Raw genomic sequence first — 18,846 nt, 5'->3', positions numbered from 1 at the left:
CCGCGCGCCCGTTCCGGCGCCCCTCCGGGCGGCGGTGCGGCGACGCGTTGAGGCGGGGGACGGGGTCGTTCATGGGTCGGGCATGCAGTGCCCGGGGGCCCCCGGGTGCGTGCTGAGGGGCCGTCAGGCAGGGGGTGTGTGGGCGCGTGTGGGCCATTGCTTGACGCCTAGGTCGACAAAACTCTTCTGGCATTGACTGTCAGTTTTCGGAAGGAAATTGACGTCCCTTCCCGGGGCATTCTCGGCCGCGGGGCTTTCGCCGTGGCGACTGCCGGGCGAGGCGTGGGAAACGGTGCCTGTGCTCGTGCGCTGTGAGCCTGCGGGTACGGGGTCGGTCACCGTTTGCAACTGTGCACCGAATCTGCTGCGTGCGCGCGCTCGTACGCTCCGGCGTCGAGCGGGCTCGCTCACGCGGGCCTTCCCGGGGGTGAGGCACGGCGAAACAGGTCAAAGCGGACAGTTGTCGGCGTGTACCCCCCGTTACGCTCGGTGTGCTTCGCCGTACCAACATCCGCGTGCCGAAAGCCCTGTTGGTGGGGGAAGTGTGAGATGGACGCGACGCCGGAGGTGCTGCACTTCCGCGTGGTGGTGTTAAATAGGAGCCGGTCTGAGCCTTGGTGGGTCCAGACCTCTTCCCGGAGGCTCCAGGGTGGTTCCCTGGGGCCTCCGGTGCGTAGAAGGCCACTGTGCGCCTATTCTCCGGCGGCGTTTACCTGCTGGAAATTTCGAAACCTTGTAGCTTAAGGGGAATTCGCCGGCCTCCCGTGACCGATGGCGCCCGGTGCAATCCTTTGTAGGAATTTTCAATCCCCATCGGTGGGGGATTGTCGGTGAGGCCACATGACAGGGGCCACAGAAACGGTCCCGCGTAGCTAGGATCTGCTACCCCTTCGCGGGGTACTGTAGGTCCCTCGCTTGGCTCCGCGCCGTACTCCGGGCTCACCAACCGGACAGGCGCGGGAGAGGTACTGGACCCACCAACTTCACACCCTGGAACAGAAGGAGGCCCGGACCGTTGAACAGCGCCGTTTCGGACGGCGTCGCAGCACAGGCCACCCGCGTCCCGCGGGCGCGCCGTCGTGCTGCGCTGCCGCCCCGCCCCCCGGACCACCCTCCTGCCGCGACGCACGCGGCGGCCGGTGACCGCACCGGCATTCCCGCTCGACCGGGAGGCAAGGGGTAGAGATGGGCTCGCTTCCGTCGAAGGTCGACGGCTTCAACCCCACCGAAATACTGGCAGGGCGTCAGCCCATGCCCCAGGGCAGTTTTCTGCACCACCTGCCGGACCGCATCTGGCCGTTGCTCGTCAGAGCATGGGGCCCGGACGCGCGTACGTTCGAGTCCGGCCGCCGGCTTCCGCTCGCCGCCGACGACCGCACGTGCTACCTCGTTCTGGGCGGCTGCGTCATCCAGGAGCGCTACCCGATGGGCCAGGGGCGGGACGTGATAGCCCGGTTCCGCGGCGTCGGGGAGTTCCTGGGCGAGGCCAAGCTCATCGAGCCCCGGTCCCGGGTGGAGACGGTCTGCGTCGGCAGGACGTGGGTGATGCCCTGTCCGGTGCAGCGGGTGAACGTCCTGCTCAGGCAGCACCCGCCCATGCAACTCGCGCTCCTGCGCAGCCTGGAGGACCGCAACCGCAGCGACGAGCGGGTCTACGCCATGACCCGCCGCTCCTCCCTCGCCCGGGTGACCACCCTCCTGGTGCATCTGGCCCACACCGCCGGCGCCAGGGACTCCGCCGATCCCGACCGGATCGCGCTCAAGGGGCTGCGGCAGCGCGACATCTCCCGCGCCCTGTTACTCGGCACGTCCACGGTCGAGAACGCCCTGCGCCACCTGCGGACCGGCCACGGGGCCGTCGACAGCGGGTACCGGGAGCTGGTGGTGACCGACCTGCGCGCCCTTGAGCGCCTCGCCCTCATCACGTAGCTCCTCCGGGCGCCTCCAAGTGCCTCCAAGCGCCGCCAGGCTCCTCCGGGCTCCTCCGGGCTCCTCCGGTTCCTGCGGCCCGGCCACCCGTCACCCTCTCCCCTCGCGCGGCCCCGGTCCCCCGGGAGCCGGGTCCGCGCGCACCGACGAACGGATGCGTTCGATGAACCTCAGCACCGCCCTGACGATCTGCGGTACCGGCGGCCTCGTCGCCGTCGGCATCGTCACCCTGCGCCACCACCGCCGGGTCTTCGCCTGGGCCAGGAGGACCCGCAGCACCGACGACGCCGCCAAAGACCTGGACGACGTCGACGCCTACCTCAAGGAGGTCTACGAACTGCTGTGCGGGTTCGCCCAGAAGCCCAGCACGGCCGCCGACTTCGCACCGCTGCTCACCCTGCGCCACGCGATAGAGGGCTACGCCGCTCAGCCCGGTGCGCTGCGCGCCGAGTTGCACGACATCGTGGTCCGCTGCGACGACTACCTCGGCACGGCGCTCAGGTCACCCCTGTCCGGCTCCAGGACGGCGCTGATGGTGGCCGCGATGAAGCAGGAGCAGGCCCGCACCCGGCTCTTCGCGGCCGTGAGCAGAGTCCAGCAGCGGGTCCGTACGCTCCACAAGATGTGACCCGGCCGGCGACGGCGGGACGGCCGCGCGTCGCGGGCGTCAGCCCGTCACCCACGCCCCCGCCACGAAGGCCGCCACGACCCCCACCGGGTGGAACGACGCGCGGTTGAAGACCGCGAGGGCCGTCGGGCCGTCCGGGCGGCGGAGGAGGCGGGCGGCGGGGAGGACGAGGGTGGGGAGCGCGGTGAGGGCGGTGAGCGTCAGGCCCACGGCGCCGTACGACGGCCACGCCGCCACGGCCAGCGCGCAGGCCGCCGCCGCGGAGAGCACGAGCAGCGCCGCCGCGAGGCGCGCGGCGGCGCGGGGGCCGTAGACGATCGGCACGGTCTTGATGCCGAGCGGGGTGTCCTCCTCGACGTCGGCGAGGTCGTTGGGGATGTTCCGGCCGCCGATCTCCCACGCCGCCATCCACACCGCGAGCAGCCCGAGCCGCAGCGGGTCGACGGTGCCGGAGAAGGCGAACCAGCCCGCGCACGCGCCGATCGCGACCATCACCCCGCTGACCAGGAACTTGTACGCCGTGACCGTGGCCAGCTTGCAGTACACGGCCTCCAGCAGCGCCGCGCACACGAACAGCACCGCGCACACCCAGCTCAGCGCCGCCGCCACCGCCAGCGCGAACGCGCCCAGCACCAGCACCCACGCCAGCCCCGCCGTGAAGCGCAGCCTGCCCTCCGCCAGCGGATGCCGGCCGCCCGCGCTGTCGATGTCGGGGGCCGCGCGGGTGTGGGCCATCGCCGCGCTGCGCCGGTCGAGCCGGGCGTCGAACAGGTCGTTCGCCGCGAAGACCGCGAAGAAGGCGGCGGCGGTGGCGAGTACGGCGGCGGTCAGGCGGCCCGGCGCGGGGTGGTCGGTGGCCAGCAGCGCGCCGACCAGGGGCTGCGCGATGCTCAGCAGCGCCTGGTTGCCGCGCGAGAAGCCGTACAACGCCCGCGCCTGGACCGCAAGACTCATGGAGTGGGCTCCCTGGGTGCCGAGGTGTGGGGGACGGGAAGTTCCGGGCCTGCGCCGACGTACCAGTGCGCGAACGCGGCGCCCGCGGCGCCCGGTTCCGCCAGCTCCCGCATCCGCTCCAGCCGCAGGGCCAGTTCCGCCCGGCGGTCCGCGGGGTGCCGGCCCTGCGGATGGAGCAGGTCCAGGAACCCGGCCGCGAGGTCGCGGGTCCGCAGCACCTCGGGGAGTCTGCGGGACGTGTAGCCGTCCAGGTGTGCCTCGTCGCCGTAGCGGTAGCGGCGGATCAGCGCGTCGGCCAGGTCGGCGGCGTCCGCGACGGCGAGGTTCATGCCCTTCGCGCCCGAGGGCGTCAGCACGTGCGCCGCGTCCCCGGCAAGGAAGAGCCGCCCGTGCTGGAACCGCCGCCGCACGCTGCTGCGCATCCGCAGCACCCCCGTCTCCAGGATGCGCCCCAGCCGCGGCACCGCCGCGCCCGCGCCCACCAGCCGGGTGCGCAGCCGCTCGTGCACGCGGGGGGCGGTCCAGCGGGCGGTGGCGTCGCCCGCGGGGATCTCCAGGTAGAGCCGGGCGATGCGGGACGTACGCGGCATGACGCCGGCGAAGCCGTCCTCGTGCACGGCGTAGACGACACCCGGTACGCCGCGGTCGACCTCGGCGAGGAGCGTGAGCCAGTCGTACGGGTACCGCTCGTCCAGCCCGCCCGGCGGCGCAGGCCCGGTCCCGGGGAGGCCGTCGTGCGGCGCGGCCTCCGGGGGGAGCGCCTGCGGGGTGACGCCGTGCGGGCCGTCGCAGCCGACGACGTAGTCGCAGTCGATGTCGAGCCCGGCGCACTCCACCCGCGCCGGCCCGGCGCCGTCGACGTGCACGCGGGTCGCCGGGAGCGAGAACTCCGGGGTGTGGCCCGCCTCGTGGAGGTCGGCGATGAGGTCGCGCACGAGGAGCTGCTGCGGGTACACCCAGTGCCGTACGCCCCCGGACTGCGCGCCGTAGTCGAAGCGCAGCAGCCGGCCCGAGCACAGGAAGTCGCACCAGCCGTGCCGGGTGCCCTCGGCCAGCAGCCGGTCGGCCAGGCCGTGCGCGCGCAGGTACTCGACGATCCGGTGCTCCACCAGGCCCGCCCGCGCGCGCCGTTCGACCTCGGCGCGCGAGCGGCGCTCCACGACGGCGACGCCGACGCCGGCGCGTAAAAGGACGTTCGCCAGGACCAGGCCGGCCGGTCCCGCGCCCACGACGGCGACCTGCGTACGCACCCGCCGCTGTGCCCGTGTCATGCCGCCTCCCGCAGATCCGCCGGTACGTGCGCGGGGTTGAACACCTCGTGGATGGCGGCCAGGACGTCGTCCCCGCACCACAGCCGGTACGTCCTGAACGCCGCCTGCTCCCGCGGGTCCGGCGGCCACGGGGTCACCCCGGCGCGTACGACCGTCCGCCCCAGCCGGGCGCCCGCCGCCCGCAGCGCGGGGCCCACCGGCGCCGAGGCGTCGGTGAGGCAGCGCCGCAGCGCGGGCTCGCCGGCCGGGCCCGCGACGACCTGGTTCCACGACCACATCCGGCCGCGGGCGTCGGTGAGCGTCGAGTGCCGCACGAGCACGTCGCCTTCGGTGCCGAGCAGGGCGGCGGCGCCGCGCGGGGCCCGTTCGGCGCGGACGAAGCGGAGCGTCACGTCGCCGACCTCCAGCGGGGAGCCCGCCCACGACTCCAGGAGCGTGGTCGTCAGGCCGTCGCTGCCGAGCAGCATGCGGGTCAGCGGGCTGCGGAAGCGGGCGATGGCCGACCGGGCGGTGTCGGTGCCGGGGGTGGCGAAGATGTCGTCGTGGGCTGCGCGAAGGAGCTGGGTCCTCGTGGGCATACCGTTGCGGCTCACTTTCGGGTACGGAGACGGTTCTGAACGGCAGTTGCCGGGGCGTACGCCGACCGACTGGCGGTGACGACGAGATACCCCGGCAGTGCGAACCGAGTGTGCACCCGCAGTGGCGCTCCGCACATCCCCGCAAGGGCCCGGACGGCGGCGCCGCTGTACATCTTGCGCAGGCTGACGACACCGTCGTGCACGTGCGCCGCACCCCCGGTCAGGAACATCAGCGGTACCGCGGCGAGGAACAGCGGATTCCGCCAGCCGTCCACGAGCAGCAGGGTCCGCGCCACCCGGGTGCCCTCCCCCAGCAGCGCCACCACCCCGTCCGGCGTCAGGTGGTGCAGGGACGTGGTCATCACCGCCACGTCGTACGCGCCCGCCGGGGCGTCGATCGCGGTGGCGTCGACCACCGCGCACTCGGCCCGCGGATGGCGGCCCAGCGGCCCGGCGCGCAGCTCCGCGACGACACGCGGGTTGACGTCGCTGGCGGTGACGCGGGCGGTGGGGTGGCGGCGGAGGACGTCGGACGACAGGCGCCCGCAGCCGGCGCCGAGTTCCAGCACCCGCGGGCGGGGCGCGGGGCCGAGGGCCGCCGCGGTGAGCCGGCCGCAGGTGCGGTAGCCGAGGGTGAGGCGCTGGAGCCGGTCGAGGCCGCGCAGGACGCGGCGGGCGGCGGCGGGGGTGTCGGGGCGGTCGATGTACTCCTCTCTGTCGGTCTCGTAGAGCCGGTCCCAGCGGGCGGCGGCGGGGCCGCCGCGGGGCATGACGAGGGGGGCGGCGGGGTCGGGGGGCGGGGTGTTCACGGCAGGTCACCGCCGGTGGCGCGGCCGTGTGCGGGGGAGCTGCCGTGTGCGGGGGAGCAGCCGCGCTCCTGAACGCCGCCGTGCTCCTGGCCGTACGCCGGGCCCGCCACCTCGTCGGCGAGCCACGCCAGCCGGTCGCGGTCCGCGCCCGGCGGCACGGGCGCCAGCGCGCGGTGGCAGCGGTCGACGTACGCGCGGGCCATGCTCTGCGCCGCGCGCAGCGCGCCGGTCTCGCGGGCGAGACGTGAGAGTTGCCGGTGGCGGCCGTGTTCGTCGCTCGTGCCGTCGACGAGTGCGGCGAGCGCCGCCCGCTCGGCGTGGCCGCCGAGGCGGTGGGCGAGGAGTACGGGCAGCGCGGGGCGGCGGTTGCGGAGGTCGCTGCAGACGGGCTTGCCGGCGCGCAGGTCGACGCGGTCGCCGTCGTCATGGTCGTACTCGCCGCCGCTGTCGGCGCTGTCGCCGCCGCCGACGACGGACGTGTAGGGCAGCAGGTCGTCCCGGATCTGGAACGCGATCCCCATCGCCTCCCCGTACACCGCCAGCACCCCCGCCTGCTCCGGGTTCCCGCCGCCGAGCAGCGCACCCACGTGGCACGCGGCGCGGAACAGCGACGCGCTTTTCAGCCGGACCATCTCCACGTACGCGGCGATGCCCCCGTCCGCCGGGGCGGTCACCTCGCACAGGCTGCCGCTGAGCGCGACCTCCTGCGCGACGCCCCGCGCGGTCTGCTGCCCGGCGGCGCCGAGGGCCTCGACGGCGTCGAGGACGCAGCTCTCCGGCACGCCGGTGCGCCGGCAGCCGCCGAGCTGCTGGAAGAGGGCGAAGAACAACGAGTCGGCCGCCAGCACCCCGTGGGCGAGCCCGAACTCGCGGTGCGCCGCGGCCTTGCCGCGGCGCAGCTCGTCGCCGTCGATGATGTCGTCGTGCACGAGGGTCGCGACGTGGGCGAGTTCGATGCCCACGGCGGCGGGCATCACCGCGTCGTACGAGCCGCCGACGGCGCCGGCGGCGGCGAGGAGGGTGATCGGCCGCAGGAGCTTGCCGGGCGGGCTGAGCGCCCACCGCTGCGCGGTGGCGAGGTAGTCGGCATCGCCATCGCCATCGGCAGCACCGGCGCCGGGACCGCCGCGGTCCAGCCAGGCGGCGATGCCGGCGTCCACGGCGTGACGCAGCTCGGCGAGCGGAAAGCACGCCGGGCCGGCGTCGGTGCGCTGCATGAGGACAAGCCGCCTTCCCGGGGGCAGAGTGCGTAGGCGCCCGTTTGGCTGGTAACGACGGCGCGAAAGCCCAGGGCACTGCGGATCACCCCTCTGGGGGGTTCGCCGCCCGGCGGGAGGCGGGGCGGGCGGCGCCGGGGGACGGGGGCGTCGCGGTCGTCGGGGGCGGCCCTACTCGCCCGTTGACCCACCGGTAACAAACTTGGCGCAATAGTGATGCCCATGACAACAAAGTCGGTTCACCGGTCTTGCCCTCCCGGTGCCGAGCTGCCTCAATGCCTACGTATGCGGGGTGATCCACCCCGACCCCCCACAAGGAAGAGGCACTCCATGAAGAAGGCACGCACCGCCCTGGGCGTCGGTGCCGCGGTCGCCGGCGCGCTGTTACTGGCCGCGCCGAGCGCGCTCGCGGTGGAGCCGCAGACCGCCACCATCGGCTTCGACTGCGGCACTTGGGGCTCCGGCGAGGCGACGCTCGAAGCCACGCAGGACGGCACCGCGGCGACCATCACCATCACCACCGACGCCATCACCGCGCCGATCGACATCGCGGCGAACTCCGCGTCCTCCACCCTCACCCTCACGAAGAACGGCACCGACACGGCCGAGTTCTCCGGCAGTTCCAACCCGGCCATTCCGGCCGGCAGCCCGGCCGACACGGGTCCGCTGTCCGGCACGGTCGCCTCCGGCGACTCGCTGGAGGCCACGTCCCTGACGGTCCAGGTCCTCGGCATCACGGCCAACTGTGACGCCACCACCCCGCAGAACCCGGGCCCGTTCGTCTTCGAGTGACGGACCGGCGGTAGGCGCGACCGGTGGCCGGGTGTCCCGCGCCCGGCCACCGGCTCGTCCCGCCGGGGGTGCTCACCGCCGGTACCGGCGGCACTCCCCGGGGAAGACGCCGTCCAGGCGCCCCCGCAGCAACTCCTCGGCGACCGCGGCAAGGTGACCGCGCGCCGACGGCCGTCGAGCGGCAACCGTTCCCACAGCCTGTGGACAACTCTCTCGGAGATCCGCCGCCGGATCCCGGCTCCGCACCCTCACGGCCCTCACCGGCTGCGCCCTGGCCGCGGCCAGGCTCACCGCCGGCTACCGCGCCCTGCGGCGGGCCGCATTCCGGAAAGGCCCGGCGGCGTAAGGACCTGCCCTGCCGATGCCGTCGTGTGCTCCGGATCAATCCGGGTATTCCCTGACATGTGCTTTACACGTGACGATGGCGCTCCATTTTCATCACACTGTGAATTTGTCACGGCTGATTCGGCATGTCAAGAAAGATCTCTGCCATAGTCCCTTTCGAGTGACTCTTGAGTGACGGTCGGTAGTGTCCCCTCCGCAGGTTCCACGGGGACGTCATCGGCATCGACTGCTTGGAGTTCTGGGTGTCCGAAGGTATAGGTGCGGAAGGGCTTTGCCCGGCCCTCGGAGAATCGACCCGACTGGTCGATGCGCCTTTTCTCACGTGACACCACACGGCCGACCTACCGGCCACGCCACACAACACCATAACCTGTACTTCCCGACCCGCTGCCACCGCTGGAAACCTCCACCCGAAGAACGTGCCGGCCCCGCCGCACGAAACCGGGAAGAGCGAACCGAGCGAGGAGACGGTGGCGTAGGCGGGAAAGGCGTAACGAATCTGCACCATGCTCGTACGGGACACGAAGGGGATTCTCCGGAAATCGCTTTCGCGCCGCGGCCGACGAGCGTGGTCCCGGATCCTGCAGCGTTTCTCCCCCCCCCGGGCGGCGGTTTCCCGCCCGCCGCCCCACGCTCCCCCACATCGCTCTCTCACGAAAACCCGGAGAGCACCACACGGCACCACCATCGAGATCCCGTTTCCTCGAAGGGCCGCATGTCACGTTCGTCTCTGGGCCCTCCCCGCCGATGAAAAGAAAGAGGATCATGACGAGTTCCGGACGCACCCCTCTCATAGGCTCGCCGATAGGCCGCAGGTCGCTGCTGGTCGGCGCCGGGTCGACGGCAGCCCTTTCCACGCTGGCTCTCTCCCGCCCGGCCCTGGCCGCCGGCAGCGACGAGCCGCCCGAGCTTCCCGACCTGGACAAGGACAACTACATCAAGTGGGCCCAGCCCACCGGCCCGCGGACAGGTCAGTCGGCCAGCGACGCGTTCATCGGCACGATGGACGTCACCCTCATCCTGTTCATGAACCGCGCGGCGATGCTGGCGCTGTTCGACGCGCTGGCCCCGTACCACGAGACCGCGGTCGGGATTTACAGCAACATCCCGAAGCGCCCCTCCAGTGAGTCGGCCACCAACCGCAACATGAACATCGCCTGCCTCCACGCCCAGAACGCGATCTGGAGCCGGCTGCTGCCGCCCATCGTGGAATCCCTGCGAGAGATGATGGTCGCCCTCGGTCTGGACCCCGACGACGAGTCGGAGGACGTGACCACCCCGGTGGGCATCGGCAACGTCGCGGCCAAGGCCGTCTGGAACGTGATGAAGAGCGACGGCATGAACGCCCTCGGTTATGAGGGGGGCCGTAAGTACAACCCCACGCCGTGGGCGGACTACACCGGATACGTGCCGGTGAACACCGCCTTCGACCTGAACAACCCCTCCCGGTGGCAGCCGCAGCTCCAGCGGCACAACGGCCGGCGCGCCGGCGGCGGCCCGGGCGACCTGGGCATCTACGTCACCCAGCACATGGTGACCCCGCAGATCGCGGTGACCCTGCCGCACATCTACAAGGACCCGGCCCGGTTCCGCCTCGCCCGGCCCGACTTCACCGACCACACCGACCGCCGCGCCTACAAGCGTTCGGTCGACGAGGTCATCGAGGCGTCCGCGGCGCTCGACGACGAGCACAAGGCGCTCGCCGAGATCATGGAGAACAAGCTCTGGGGCATCGGCCACTCGTCCATCGAGATCGCCCTGAAGCACGACGAGAACAACGAACTGGGCGTGCACGGCTGGGCCCACTGGTTGCTCCAGCACATCCTGGCGACCTTCGACGCCCTCATCGCCGCCTGGCGCTTCAAGCGCATGTACGAGGCGGTGCGCCCGATCACCGCCGTTCCGTACGTGTACGGGCGGCGAAAGCTGACCGCCTGGGGTGGCATCGGCATGGGCACGGTCAACGACATCCGGGCGGACGAGTGGTCCAGCTACCTGCCGACCGGTGACCACCCGGAGTACCCGTCGGGTTCGACCACGGTGGGCTCGGCGGCGTCGCAGACGGCGCGGCGGTTCTTCGGCACGGACGAGCTGGGCTGGGAGTTCGACTTCGAGGTCGGCAAGTCGATCGTGGAGCCGGGGATCACTCCCTCCCAGAACGTGCGGGTGTCGTTCCCGACGTGGACGGACTTCAACGAGAGGTGCGCCTACAGCCGGGTCGACGGCGGCGTGCACTTCAAGAAGACGGTCGAGCGGTCCATGGCCTTCGGCGAGCAGTTCGGCGACCTGGCCCACGACTTCATCCAGCGGCACGTCAAGGGCGAGGGCAACGGCAAGAGCTGACCGCCCTCCCGAAGCTGAAGGGGGCCTTCCGGCGCGTGGTACAGGTGCCGGAAGGCCCCCTTCGCGTGCCCTGCCGGGGAGGGACCACAGGGGGCGACTCCACGCGGAAACGGCTCACCGAATGTCCTAGGCGCCTGCCAGGGTGACGGCATGGACGACATCTACCGGATTCACGTCGTGCACGCGGACTCCGCGGGAGGGCCGGTACGGCTGCGGGTGCTGCTCGTGCACCACGAGCCGTGGTGGGACCAGGCCGCGCTGCTTCCGGCCGACCCCGGGTTCTTCCTCCAGGTGCTGCGGGAAGCGGCGGACGGTGAGATGGGCCGCCCCCGCGGGCCGTTGGCCGACGAGGTCGGCCAGGCGCAGACCCTGGACGCCGCGTTCCTCCGCGCCCACGCCCACCGCTTCGTCGAGCGCGTCGAACGGGTGGCCGTGCGCCATCAACCCGTCGACGGCGCGCTGGCGGCGTACTACCGCAACGCCTACGACACCCTCGACCACCTCTTCTACGCGGGGACGTTCAACGGCGGCTACCGCCCCGGCGAGCACGGCCCCGTGGAGGAGCGCCTCGCCCAGGCCGAGTACGACGTCTGGCCCACCGACCCGCGCTGGACGCAGACCCTCAGAACAGGCCAGTGCTGGGGCACCGGCGCCTGGGGTCCGGTTTCCGAAGCGGAAGCAGCGGTACGTCTCGGATGGGAGCTCTGGGACGACGACACCGACGGCGCCGCCGCCGCGTTCCGGCACGCCGTCGCACTCCCCCACGGCGACCCGTACGCCAAAGTGAAGGCCCGCCTGGAGCTCGACGCCCTCCTGGCCGGCCAGGACAAGTACGCCGCACAGGACCGAGGTGCGGCCGAGCTCCTCGAACTGGCCCTACGACTGCACGAGGAAGGGCACGAGGAGGAAGCGCGGGCGGCCTATGCGGAGGCGGTGTTCCGCGGCGACTTCTCCATAGGCGAGGTCTTCCTCGGCGGAGCGTCCGTCATCGCCGAAGCACGCCGACGGGCGGGCATCGAGAGCCCGGCCGAGTACGGACACCGCCTGGCGCAGGCGGGCGACCTGTCACGGGCGGCGGCGGAGCTGCGCAGGATCTACGACAACGGCTCCGCCCAGGTGGCCACCTTCGCGCTCGCCCTCTACGAAGGGGACCACGACCGGGCCGACGAGGTATCGGGGGGAAGTCTCGGCGGCGACCTGGCGGGCATGTGGATGGCCGAGTTCGCGATGGACCTGGCCTTCGTGCACGCCCGCGCCGGGAACACCGATACCGCCCGCCGGCTGGCGGATCTGGCCGACGAGGGGCACACCAGCGGACCGTTCCTGCACGCCCTGGTCAGCGGTTCGGCCCGCCCGGCGGAGCTGGCCATGGAGATGGGGACCGCGCTGGTCGACAAGATCGTCAACCCGGCGTGGGACGACGCCGTCGACTCGCTCGTCGAGGTGGCCCGCGTACACCTCCCCGAGCTGGCGGCGTACGCCTGCCGGGCCCAGGCCGCCTGCGAGTCCACGTACGGGCAGGAGGAGAACGCGGCCCGCTGGCGGAAACGGCTGACGCACCTGGAGTCCGCGGGCCCCTCCTGAACTCCGCACCGCCGACCGCCGGGACCGCGCGGAACCCGGGCAGCCGCCGGGCGCCGGTCGCCGGGATGGAAGAATCGCCCGCATGGCTGACGTGATCATCGCCGCGTGCGACGGCGCCGCGAGTCCGAACCCGGGACCTGCCGCCTGGGCGTGGGTGGTGGCGGGCCCGGACGGCGCGGTCGCGCGCTGGGAGGCCGGCCCGCTCGGCAAGGCGACCAACAACATCGCCGAGCTGACCGCCCTGCTGCGGCTGCTGGAGGCCACGGACCCGGACGTACCGCTGGAGGTGCGGATGGACTCCACGTACGCGATGCGCGCCGTCACCGACTGGCTGCCCGGTTGGCGGCGGCGCGGCTGGAAGAACGCCGCGGGCAAGCCGGTGGCCAACCAGGAGCTGGTACGCAGCATCGACGACCGCCTCGCGGGCCGCGAGGTACGGCTGGTCCACGTCCGCGCGCACCAGGTCGGCGGCGACCCCTACAACGCCGCCGCCGACGCCGCAGCCGCCGAAGCGGCCCGCACCCAGAACCCCGCGGGCACGGCCCACGGCTCCCCGCTCCCGACGGCGGAAGACACCCCGACCCGGGCGCCGGCCCCGAAGCGCCGCGCGGGAGGCAAGCCGGGCGGCGGCACCCTGAAGGCCAAGTACCCGGGCCGCTGCCGCTGCGGCAAGCCGTACGCCGCGGGTACGACGATCGCGAAGAACGACGCGGGCTGGGGCCACGTGGAGTGCGCCGGGGGGTGACGACGGCCCCCGCCCCAGGGCGAGGACCGGTCGGTCGGGGGTGGGCGGTTCAGCCGTGCCGCTTGGCGAACTCCACGAGCGCGGCGAACCCGTCGCGGGTCAGGGTGAGGTGGGGGCCGTGGGGGTCTTTGCTGTCCCGGACTAGGAACTCACCGGTGGCGGCTGCGTGCTCCGGCGCCCACTCGATGCACTCGCCGCCTTCGCCGCCGCTGTACGTGCTCTTGACCCACTGCAGGGGCCGCGTGCCGTGCATGCTGCTCATCTGGCGTACTCCTCCGCGATTTCTCGAATCAGAGCCAGGGACTCGTCGGGGTCACGGGCGGAGGCCCGCAGCCGCTCGTACGTCGTGCGTGCACTGTCCACCGCCGTGGCGGAGTCCGTCACGTGCCCCTGTCCCCTGCTCTCCGAGTACAGGACTGTTGCCCCGTCGCCTGGCGTTACCAGGATAAACGGCAGGGACGACGCGGGGGCACCCGCTTTGAAGCGCAGAACTTGAAGCGTGACGTGGGGATTTCCCGCGGTCGAGGCAAGGTGGCGGAGCTGGTCGGCCATGACGGCCCGGCCGCCCACTTCGGTCCGCAGCGTCGATTCGTGCAGGATCACCCAGAGCAGCGGCGGCTTGTCGCGCTCCATGACCTCCCGACGGGCCAGCCTGGCGTCGACCCGGGCCTTGATCTGCTCGTCGGTCTCCCGCGGGTGCGTGGCCCGAAACGTGGCCTCCGCGTAGTCCGCGGTCTGCAACATGCCCATGATCAGGGCGTTGGAGTAGTTCTCGATCCGGTCGGCCTGCTTTTCCAGGTTGATGTACGGCACGAACCAGCCGGGATGCCCCCGTTCGCTCACCCGGACCAGCAGACGGACGAAGTAGCCGGACGTGTCGAAGTACCGGTCACAGCCGTCGGCGAAGTGCCTCGACGCCAGCGCCTTGCCGTTCTTCACCTTGGACACGTACGGCTCCTTGTAGCCCGTAGCATCCGCTAGTTGGCGCTGGTTGGCGCCCTTGTGGGCCAGGGCCGCTGCCACCTCGCGCCCGAACCACTCAAGACCGTTCCGGGGCTCACCGTTCAGTTCGGATAATGGCTCGGTCATTCGTTCAATTCACCTTCTTGCCAGGTGCCTTGGAAAGCCGTTTGGCCTGTTGAGAGTACGTCGGGAGGACGATGCTTGGGGCACAGACCGTAATTTCCCGCCCCGGAAGAGGGACGGCAGGAAAGCAAAGTCAGGAGTGACGGAAAATGGCGACGAGGGGCAGGTCCCAGACGCCGGACAGGGTCACACAGGCCGGGCAGGCGTGTGACGAACTGCGGGAGGCGCTCAAGGCGGCGGGGGTGGTGCTGCCGTCGCTGGGGCTCGATCCCGTTTCCTGCACGGGGTCCGCCCCCCTCGGGCTGATCGACCTCGGGCGCTGCAACATCACCACCGCCCGCGCGCTCGCCGCCGCCCTCCGCCCGCGGGGAACCGCCCGGTGAGCCCCGAGCCGCCGGGGCCGGGCGAGGAGTTCCTGCCCGCCGCGGAGCGTCCGTGGCGTGACGCCTGGCCGGCGGTGGCGCGGGCCGGGGACGGCAACGCGTGGGTGCGGGGGGTGTGTTGGCTGTTCTGCCGGCGGGAGGGGGTGGCCGTGGTGTGGGTCGGGTCGGTGATCACGCCGGGGGCGGGCGGCGAGATGTACGCCTGCGGATCCTGTATCGCCGAGCTGGACCACATGGTCCGCCGCCAGGCCCACGCCCACGACCGCCGCGGCCACCGCGCCGCCCGCTACGCCACCCTCACGCTGCCACCCCACGCGCCACCGCCGCGCGCCCTGCCCACCGGGCGCCACCTTGCGGCAGTGGGCGACCCGGCCGAGGCGTTACCCCGCCGCCGCGACCCGGGCAGCCGGACAGAGGGCTGCACACACCCGCGTACCGAAAAGCGCGACGGCAAGACCTACTGCCGGGATTGCGACCGGCAGCTCTACCTGTGAACAACTCGCTCAGCCAGGGCTGACCTCGATCGAACCCCGGTGGGTGGGCGGAACCGCCCGGATCGGCGATCCGGGGGGCCGGCTCCGGGGACGCGGGCCGGCTCCGGGAATCGACGTCGCCAGCATCGTTGTGCGCCAAACCCAGCCCTCGCCCCCACATGCAACAACCCGAGACGGCCCAGTGGACGCCACCGAGACAAACTCCCGGTAACCCACCCGCTGAATCATCCCAAAACGCCCACGCGCCTCGACTTTTGCCCATCGAGACGCACACCCCTCGACGAACCGGAGCCCGCGGCACCAAGCCCCGCCCCGACGGCATCCCCGACCGGGCAGTCACGCCTCGACGCACCGACCCCCGCCCACCGGCCCCTCGGCGATCGGTCGCAGCCCTCAACGAGTAGCTGTGACCGGCGTTTTCGGGACCGACTCTAGGTGTGGAATGTGGTGGTTGCCTCCAGGGCCGCCCGGCCGGTCGCGACCCGGTTCACCGGCGCGTTCTCGACGGCGTAGCCGAAGGAGACACCCACGAGCAGCTTCCCCTCGTCCACTCCAAGTTGGTCGCGGACGGTGTCGGCGTAGAAGCTGAGCAGGCCCTGCGGGCAACTGGCCACGCCGTAGCCGGTCATGGCCAGCAACAGCGTCTGCAGGTAGGCGCCGGCGTCGGCGGCCAGTCGCGGCCCGCCGTCGCCGGTGACGAACAGGAACGCGGCATGGGGCGCCCCGTAGAAGCCCAGGCTCTCCACGTCGTAGGCCGCGCGTGCCGGGTGGTCGTCGGGGTCGATGCCCAGCGCTCCGTACACACCGGCGCCGAAGGCGGCCCGCCGTTCCTGGTGGACGGGGGCGTACATGTCCTCGGAGTACGGGTAGTCGGCCGTGACGCGTTGCTCGGCGTGGGCCGTTCGCAGGGCGTCGGCCAGACGGTCTCGCCGTGCGCCACCGACCACCTCGATCCGCCACGGCTGCGCGTTGGAATTGGACGGCGCGGCGCCGGCCAGGGAGAAGACCCCGCGCAGAGTGTCCTCGGGTACCGGGTCGGGACGGAATGCGCGGATCGCGCGGCGCCCGCGGATCAGATGCTCGGTGTACTCCGACGTTCGTGTCCCGCCCGTCTGTGTCGCGCCGGTGGGCGCCTCGCTCGTGCGTGTCCGGGTGAAGACCGGTCCGCTCATGGAACTCTCCTCAGGATCCCTGAAGTAAACAGAAGCGTTTACCTGAAGTCGCACTATAGCCAGCCACCCCCGCCGAAGTAAACGAGAACGTATACTTACGTCATGACCACGACGACGACGGCGTCCCGACGGCAGGGGCGCGGAGGGCGGGAGCGCATCCTGGCCGCCGCGGCCGGACTGTTCGCGGCCCAGGGGATCAACGCGACCGGCATGGAGCAGATCGCGCAGCGGGCGCCGGTGTCCAAGCGCACCCTCTACGCGCACTTCAGGACCAAAGACGAGCTGGTCCTCGCCCACCTCAAGGACCTCTCCTCGACGGGGCGCACCCTGGAGGGCGCGCTGACCCGCGAGGACATCCCCGCCAAGGAGCGAATCCTCGCACTGTTCGACCCGCCCCCGGCCGGGACGGATCCCGTGCGCGGATGCCCGTTCATCGACGCCGCCGTGGAGTTCCCCGACCCGCAGAACGCGGTCCACTCCTACGCCCGCGAACAGAAACTGCTGATGGTGCGGCTGGTGACCGACCTGGTAGCGGAACTGGGCTGCCGCGAGCCCGCCGTCCTCGCCGAGCAACTCGTGACCCTCGCGGACGGCGCCGCCAGCCGCGCCATGGTGCTGGGCGAGTCGAACTACGGCCGGCACGCGCGGACAGCGGCGGAGATCCTCCTGGAAAACGCACTGCCGACCACGATCTGACAGGCGACGCGGTCTTCTCCGGCGTACGGACCACCTACGACGAAACGGCGACACCGGATCCGGCCACGCCGTACGGCGCCGCGAAAGCCGCGGGCGAGTCCGCGGTGCGCCTCGTGGCTCCCGCCGCTCTCATCGTGCGAACGTCGCTGATCACCGGCGATGGCGACTGCGCGGAGTTCGGGAGTTCCTCTCCACGGCAGTGGGGCGAACTCGCGGCGCCGCGGCGTCGCCGAACTCCTGAAGGCGCGGAACGCCCACGCGCGCTCAGTCCGACCGCAGTTCCAGCATGTGGCTGCGGAACGCGTCCACCGCGGCCAGCAGCGCCTGCCGCGGGCTGTCGCCCGTGAGAAGCGCCGTCGACAGCCCCAGGGTCTCGTCGAGTGCCGCGAGCGCGCGGCGGTGGCCGTCGAGCCATTCGCCGTGGTGGGCGGCGTAAGGCTCCACCGCCCGCCACGACTCCTCGTCCAGCCCGTCGCGTAACAGGAGCAGCTTCTGTGCCTCGTCCTCCAGGATGCGGCCCACCCTGTGGGTGTGCGTGTCCTTGAGGTTCTTCAGGCCCGTCAGCAGGTCCGCGTCCGAGGGCGGGGCCGCGGCGATGACGTCCAGGAGGCCGAGGTGCATCTGGACCTGGCTGTGCAGCCGTTCCCGCGCGCCGCGTTCCAGCTCCTCCACGGGGTCCGTCCGCATCACCCGGGTCGGCAGCGGCGGCGGGGCGTGCGGGGCCGGGAGGGAGGGCGGGGCGTAGGCCGGGGCTGAGGGGGTGCGGCGGCCGGGGAGGAGTTTCCAGCCGAGGCGGCGGGGCCGGCGGGCGGGCGGGGCCGGGGCGCCGGGGGTGTCCGGGGGCGTACGGCCCGTGTGGCGGCTCAGTTCGGCCGCTGCCGCGGCGAGGGTCGGGCGGTCGGCGGGGATCTTGGCCAGGAGCGCGGTGAGGATCGGGGCCAGGGCGCCGGCGTGGTGGAAGGGCGCGGGGGCGGATTCGCAGATGGCCTCACGCAGGGTCCACAGGTTCGCGCCGTGGAAGGGCAGGCGGCCCTCGACGGCCGCGTACAGGGTGGCGCCGAAGGACCAGATGTCGGTCGCGGCCGTCGCACGCTCGCCGCTCAACTGCTCGGGGGAGGCGTACGCGGGCGTGCCCAGCATGCCGCCGGTGGTCGTCAGGCCCGCCGACCCCTCGGGGCCGGCGGCGGCGTCGGCGATGGCGGCGATGCCGAAGTCGGTGATGACCGGGCGCCGGTCGGTGATCAGGATGTTGTCCGGCTTCAGGTCGCGGTGCACGACGCCCGCGGCGTGCGCCTCGGCCAGCGCGTCGAGGACCTGGACCCCGAGCGCCGCCACCCGCGGCACCGGCAGCCGCGTCTGCTCCCGCAGTACGGCGGCCAGGGAGCGGCCGGCGACGAACTCCATCACGATCACCGGGGCGCCGTCGTGGACGACGACGTCGTGCACCGTCGTGATGCCCGGGTGGTTGAGGCGGGCCGCCGCGCGGGCCTCGACGATCATGCGCCGTAGCTGCTTCTCGCGCTGCCTGTCCTCGACGTCGGCGTCGAAGAGGATCTCCTTGACCGCGACCTGTCTCTCCAGCAGCTCGTCGCGCGCGCTCCAGACCCGGCCCATGCCGCCCTGCCCCACCGGCTTGCCCAACCGGTACCGGCCCGCGATCAGCAGGCCGCTCGCCCCAGCCATGCCTCCATCGTAGGCAGTGATCCCCGCCCGTCCGCCGGGCGGTGGGCCGCATTCCGACCCCCGGTGGCGGGCGGAGACCTCCGTACGAGCCGGCGTGCCCCGGTCCGTACCGCGCCCGCAGGCCCCCGCCCTCCGCC

18 protein-coding genes and 1 pseudogene are annotated in these 18,846 nt (G+C 72.4%); 10 read left to right on the top strand and 9 right to left on the bottom strand.

Translation table 11 applies throughout. The annotated features are described in order from the left end of the window. The first annotated feature begins 1,185 nt into the window (after positions 1-1,185). Together O7599_RS18680 and O7599_RS18675 are read left to right on the top strand one after the other, a co-directional pair. Positions 1,186-1,929 carry a Crp/Fnr family transcriptional regulator gene (locus O7599_RS18680; protein ID WP_281616738.1) on the top strand — a complete coding sequence of 248 codons (744 nt, stop codon included), beginning with the start codon at positions 1,186-1,188 and terminating at the stop codon, positions 1,927-1,929. Positions 1,930-2,092: 163 nt separating this feature from the next. Further along, on the top strand, positions 2,093-2,557 hold the full coding sequence (locus tag O7599_RS18675; protein ID WP_281616737.1) for a hypothetical protein: 465 nt from the start codon (positions 2,093-2,095) through the stop codon (positions 2,555-2,557). 39 nt (positions 2,558-2,596) lie between these two features. Here O7599_RS18675 and O7599_RS18670 read toward each other — a convergent pair whose 3' ends face one another. The 5 genes from O7599_RS18670 to O7599_RS18650 are packed head-to-tail and all read right to left on the bottom strand — an operon-like array spanning position 2,597 to position 7,386. Beyond that, positions 2,597-3,511, bottom strand: a complete 915-nt coding sequence (locus O7599_RS18670) for a UbiA family prenyltransferase (RefSeq protein WP_281616736.1) — start codon at positions 3,509-3,511, stop codon at positions 2,597-2,599. Beyond that, on the bottom strand, positions 3,508-4,782 hold the full coding sequence (locus O7599_RS18665; protein ID WP_281616735.1) for an FAD-dependent monooxygenase: 1,275 nt from the start codon (positions 4,780-4,782) through the stop codon (positions 3,508-3,510). The genes O7599_RS18670 and O7599_RS18665 overlap by 4 nt, the downstream gene beginning before the upstream one ends. Further along, positions 4,779-5,360 carry a hypothetical protein gene (locus tag O7599_RS18660; protein WP_281616734.1) on the bottom strand — a complete coding sequence of 194 codons (582 nt, stop codon included), beginning with the start codon at positions 5,358-5,360 and terminating at the stop codon, positions 4,779-4,781. The genes O7599_RS18665 and O7599_RS18660 overlap by 4 nt, the downstream gene beginning before the upstream one ends. 11 nt (positions 5,361-5,371) lie before the next feature. Beyond that, positions 5,372-6,169: a class I SAM-dependent methyltransferase gene (locus O7599_RS18655; RefSeq protein WP_281616733.1), complete on the bottom strand. Its 798-nt coding sequence runs from the start codon at positions 6,167-6,169 to the stop codon at positions 5,372-5,374. After that, positions 6,166-7,386 (bottom strand): polyprenyl synthetase family protein, encoded by a 1,221-nt coding sequence (locus O7599_RS18650; protein ID WP_281616732.1) that lies wholly within the window; start codon positions 7,384-7,386, stop codon positions 6,166-6,168. The genes O7599_RS18655 and O7599_RS18650 overlap by 4 nt, the downstream gene beginning before the upstream one ends. 330 nt (positions 7,387-7,716) lie before the next feature. Between O7599_RS18650 and O7599_RS18645 the strand changes: the two genes are divergently transcribed. From O7599_RS18645 to O7599_RS18630, 4 genes are all read left to right on the top strand, one after another. Beyond that, positions 7,717-8,178: a hypothetical protein gene (locus O7599_RS18645; protein WP_281616731.1), complete on the top strand. Its 462-nt coding sequence runs from the start codon at positions 7,717-7,719 to the stop codon at positions 8,176-8,178. Between the two features lie 1,110 nt (positions 8,179-9,288). Further along, on the top strand, positions 9,289-10,866 hold the full coding sequence (locus O7599_RS18640; RefSeq protein ID WP_281616730.1) for a DUF6851 domain-containing protein: 1,578 nt from the start codon (positions 9,289-9,291) through the stop codon (positions 10,864-10,866). 150 nt (positions 10,867-11,016) lie between these two features. Next, positions 11,017-12,450 carry a hypothetical protein gene (locus O7599_RS18635; protein ID WP_281616729.1) on the top strand — a complete coding sequence of 478 codons (1,434 nt, stop codon included), beginning with the start codon at positions 11,017-11,019 and terminating at the stop codon, positions 12,448-12,450. Between the two features lie 82 nt (positions 12,451-12,532). Beyond that, on the top strand, positions 12,533-13,195 hold the full coding sequence (locus tag O7599_RS18630; RefSeq protein ID WP_281616728.1) for a ribonuclease H: 663 nt from the start codon (positions 12,533-12,535) through the stop codon (positions 13,193-13,195). Positions 13,196-13,244: 49 nt separating this feature from the next. On the opposite strand, the gene O7599_RS18625 is transcribed toward O7599_RS18630, so the two are convergent. Both O7599_RS18625 and O7599_RS18620 read right to left on the bottom strand, forming a co-directional pair. Continuing rightward, on the bottom strand, positions 13,245-13,457 hold the full coding sequence (locus O7599_RS18625) for a DUF397 domain-containing protein (RefSeq protein WP_281616727.1): 213 nt from the start codon (positions 13,455-13,457) through the stop codon (positions 13,245-13,247). Beyond that, positions 13,454-14,284: a helix-turn-helix transcriptional regulator gene (locus O7599_RS18620; protein WP_281616726.1), complete on the bottom strand. Its 831-nt coding sequence runs from the start codon at positions 14,282-14,284 to the stop codon at positions 13,454-13,456. The genes O7599_RS18625 and O7599_RS18620 overlap by 4 nt, the downstream gene beginning before the upstream one ends. A gap of 146 nt (positions 14,285-14,430) precedes the next feature. Between O7599_RS18620 and O7599_RS18615 the strand changes: the two genes are divergently transcribed. Both O7599_RS18615 and O7599_RS18610 read left to right on the top strand, forming a co-directional pair. Then, positions 14,431-14,664: a hypothetical protein gene (locus tag O7599_RS18615; protein ID WP_281616725.1), complete on the top strand. Its 234-nt coding sequence runs from the start codon at positions 14,431-14,433 to the stop codon at positions 14,662-14,664. Further along, positions 14,661-15,158, top strand: a complete 498-nt coding sequence (locus O7599_RS18610; RefSeq protein ID WP_281616724.1) for a hypothetical protein — start codon at positions 14,661-14,663, stop codon at positions 15,156-15,158. Before O7599_RS18615 ends, O7599_RS18610 begins: the two co-directional genes overlap by 4 nt. A 431-nt stretch (positions 15,159-15,589) precedes the next feature. On the opposite strand, the gene O7599_RS18605 is transcribed toward O7599_RS18610, so the two are convergent. After that, positions 15,590-16,330, bottom strand: coding sequence for a nitroreductase (locus O7599_RS18605; protein WP_281616723.1), 741 nt, complete (start codon positions 16,328-16,330; stop codon positions 15,590-15,592). A 102-nt stretch (positions 16,331-16,432) separates the two neighbouring features. Here O7599_RS18605 and O7599_RS18600 point away from each other — a divergent pair, with 102 nt between their 5' ends. Both O7599_RS18600 and O7599_RS18595 read left to right on the top strand, forming a co-directional pair. Then, complete coding sequence (locus O7599_RS18600) at positions 16,433-17,026, top strand: TetR/AcrR family transcriptional regulator (protein WP_281616722.1); 594 nt, start codon at positions 16,433-16,435, stop codon at positions 17,024-17,026. After that, positions 17,023-17,190, top strand: a pseudogene (locus O7599_RS18595) (sugar nucleotide-binding protein); the annotation flags it as partial. The gene O7599_RS18600 and the pseudogene O7599_RS18595, both read left to right, overlap by 4 nt. Before the next feature lie 100 nt (positions 17,191-17,290). Here the strand turns inward: O7599_RS18595 and O7599_RS18590 are convergent. After that, positions 17,291-18,709, bottom strand: a complete 1,419-nt coding sequence (locus tag O7599_RS18590; protein ID WP_281616721.1) for a serine/threonine-protein kinase — start codon at positions 18,707-18,709, stop codon at positions 17,291-17,293. Between the last annotated feature and the right edge of the window lie 137 nt (positions 18,710-18,846).

Origin of the sequence: Streptomyces sp. WMMC500 (assembly GCF_027497195.1) — a bacterium.
Lineage (GTDB): Bacteria > Actinomycetota > Actinomycetes > Streptomycetales > Streptomycetaceae > Streptomyces.
Note: the sequence above shows the minus strand (reverse complement) of the source record. Positions and strands in the feature narration are given on the sequence as shown.

Coding starts and splice junctions, on each gene's coding strand:
- O7599_RS18680 (WP_281616738.1), top strand. CDS start 1,186: ATGGGCTCGCTTCCGTCGAAGGTCGACGGCTTCAACCCCACCGAAATA.
- O7599_RS18675 (WP_281616737.1), top strand. CDS start 2,093: ATGAACCTCAGCACCGCCCTGACGATCTGCGGTACCGGCGGCCTCGTC.
- O7599_RS18670 (WP_281616736.1), bottom strand. CDS start 3,511: ATGAGTCTTGCGGTCCAGGCGCGGGCGTTGTACGGCTTCTCGCGCGGC.
- O7599_RS18665 (WP_281616735.1), bottom strand. CDS start 4,782: ATGACACGGGCACAGCGGCGGGTGCGTACGCAGGTCGCCGTCGTGGGC.
- O7599_RS18660 (WP_281616734.1), bottom strand. CDS start 5,360: ATGCCCACGAGGACCCAGCTCCTTCGCGCAGCCCACGACGACATCTTC.
- O7599_RS18650 (WP_281616732.1), bottom strand. CDS start 7,386: ATGCAGCGCACCGACGCCGGCCCGGCGTGCTTTCCGCTCGCCGAGCTG.
- O7599_RS18645 (WP_281616731.1), top strand. CDS start 7,717: ATGAAGAAGGCACGCACCGCCCTGGGCGTCGGTGCCGCGGTCGCCGGC.
- O7599_RS18640 (WP_281616730.1), top strand. CDS start 9,289: ATGACGAGTTCCGGACGCACCCCTCTCATAGGCTCGCCGATAGGCCGC.
- O7599_RS18635 (WP_281616729.1), top strand. CDS start 11,017: ATGGACGACATCTACCGGATTCACGTCGTGCACGCGGACTCCGCGGGA.
- O7599_RS18630 (WP_281616728.1), top strand. CDS start 12,533: ATGGCTGACGTGATCATCGCCGCGTGCGACGGCGCCGCGAGTCCGAAC.
- O7599_RS18625 (WP_281616727.1), bottom strand. CDS start 13,457: ATGAGCAGCATGCACGGCACGCGGCCCCTGCAGTGGGTCAAGAGCACG.
- O7599_RS18620 (WP_281616726.1), bottom strand. CDS start 14,284: ATGACCGAGCCATTATCCGAACTGAACGGTGAGCCCCGGAACGGTCTT.
- O7599_RS18615 (WP_281616725.1), top strand. CDS start 14,431: ATGGCGACGAGGGGCAGGTCCCAGACGCCGGACAGGGTCACACAGGCC.
- O7599_RS18605 (WP_281616723.1), bottom strand. CDS start 16,330: ATGAGCGGACCGGTCTTCACCCGGACACGCACGAGCGAGGCGCCCACC.
- O7599_RS18600 (WP_281616722.1), top strand. CDS start 16,433: ATGACCACGACGACGACGGCGTCCCGACGGCAGGGGCGCGGAGGGCGG.
- O7599_RS18590 (WP_281616721.1), bottom strand. CDS start 18,709: ATGGCTGGGGCGAGCGGCCTGCTGATCGCGGGCCGGTACCGGTTGGGC.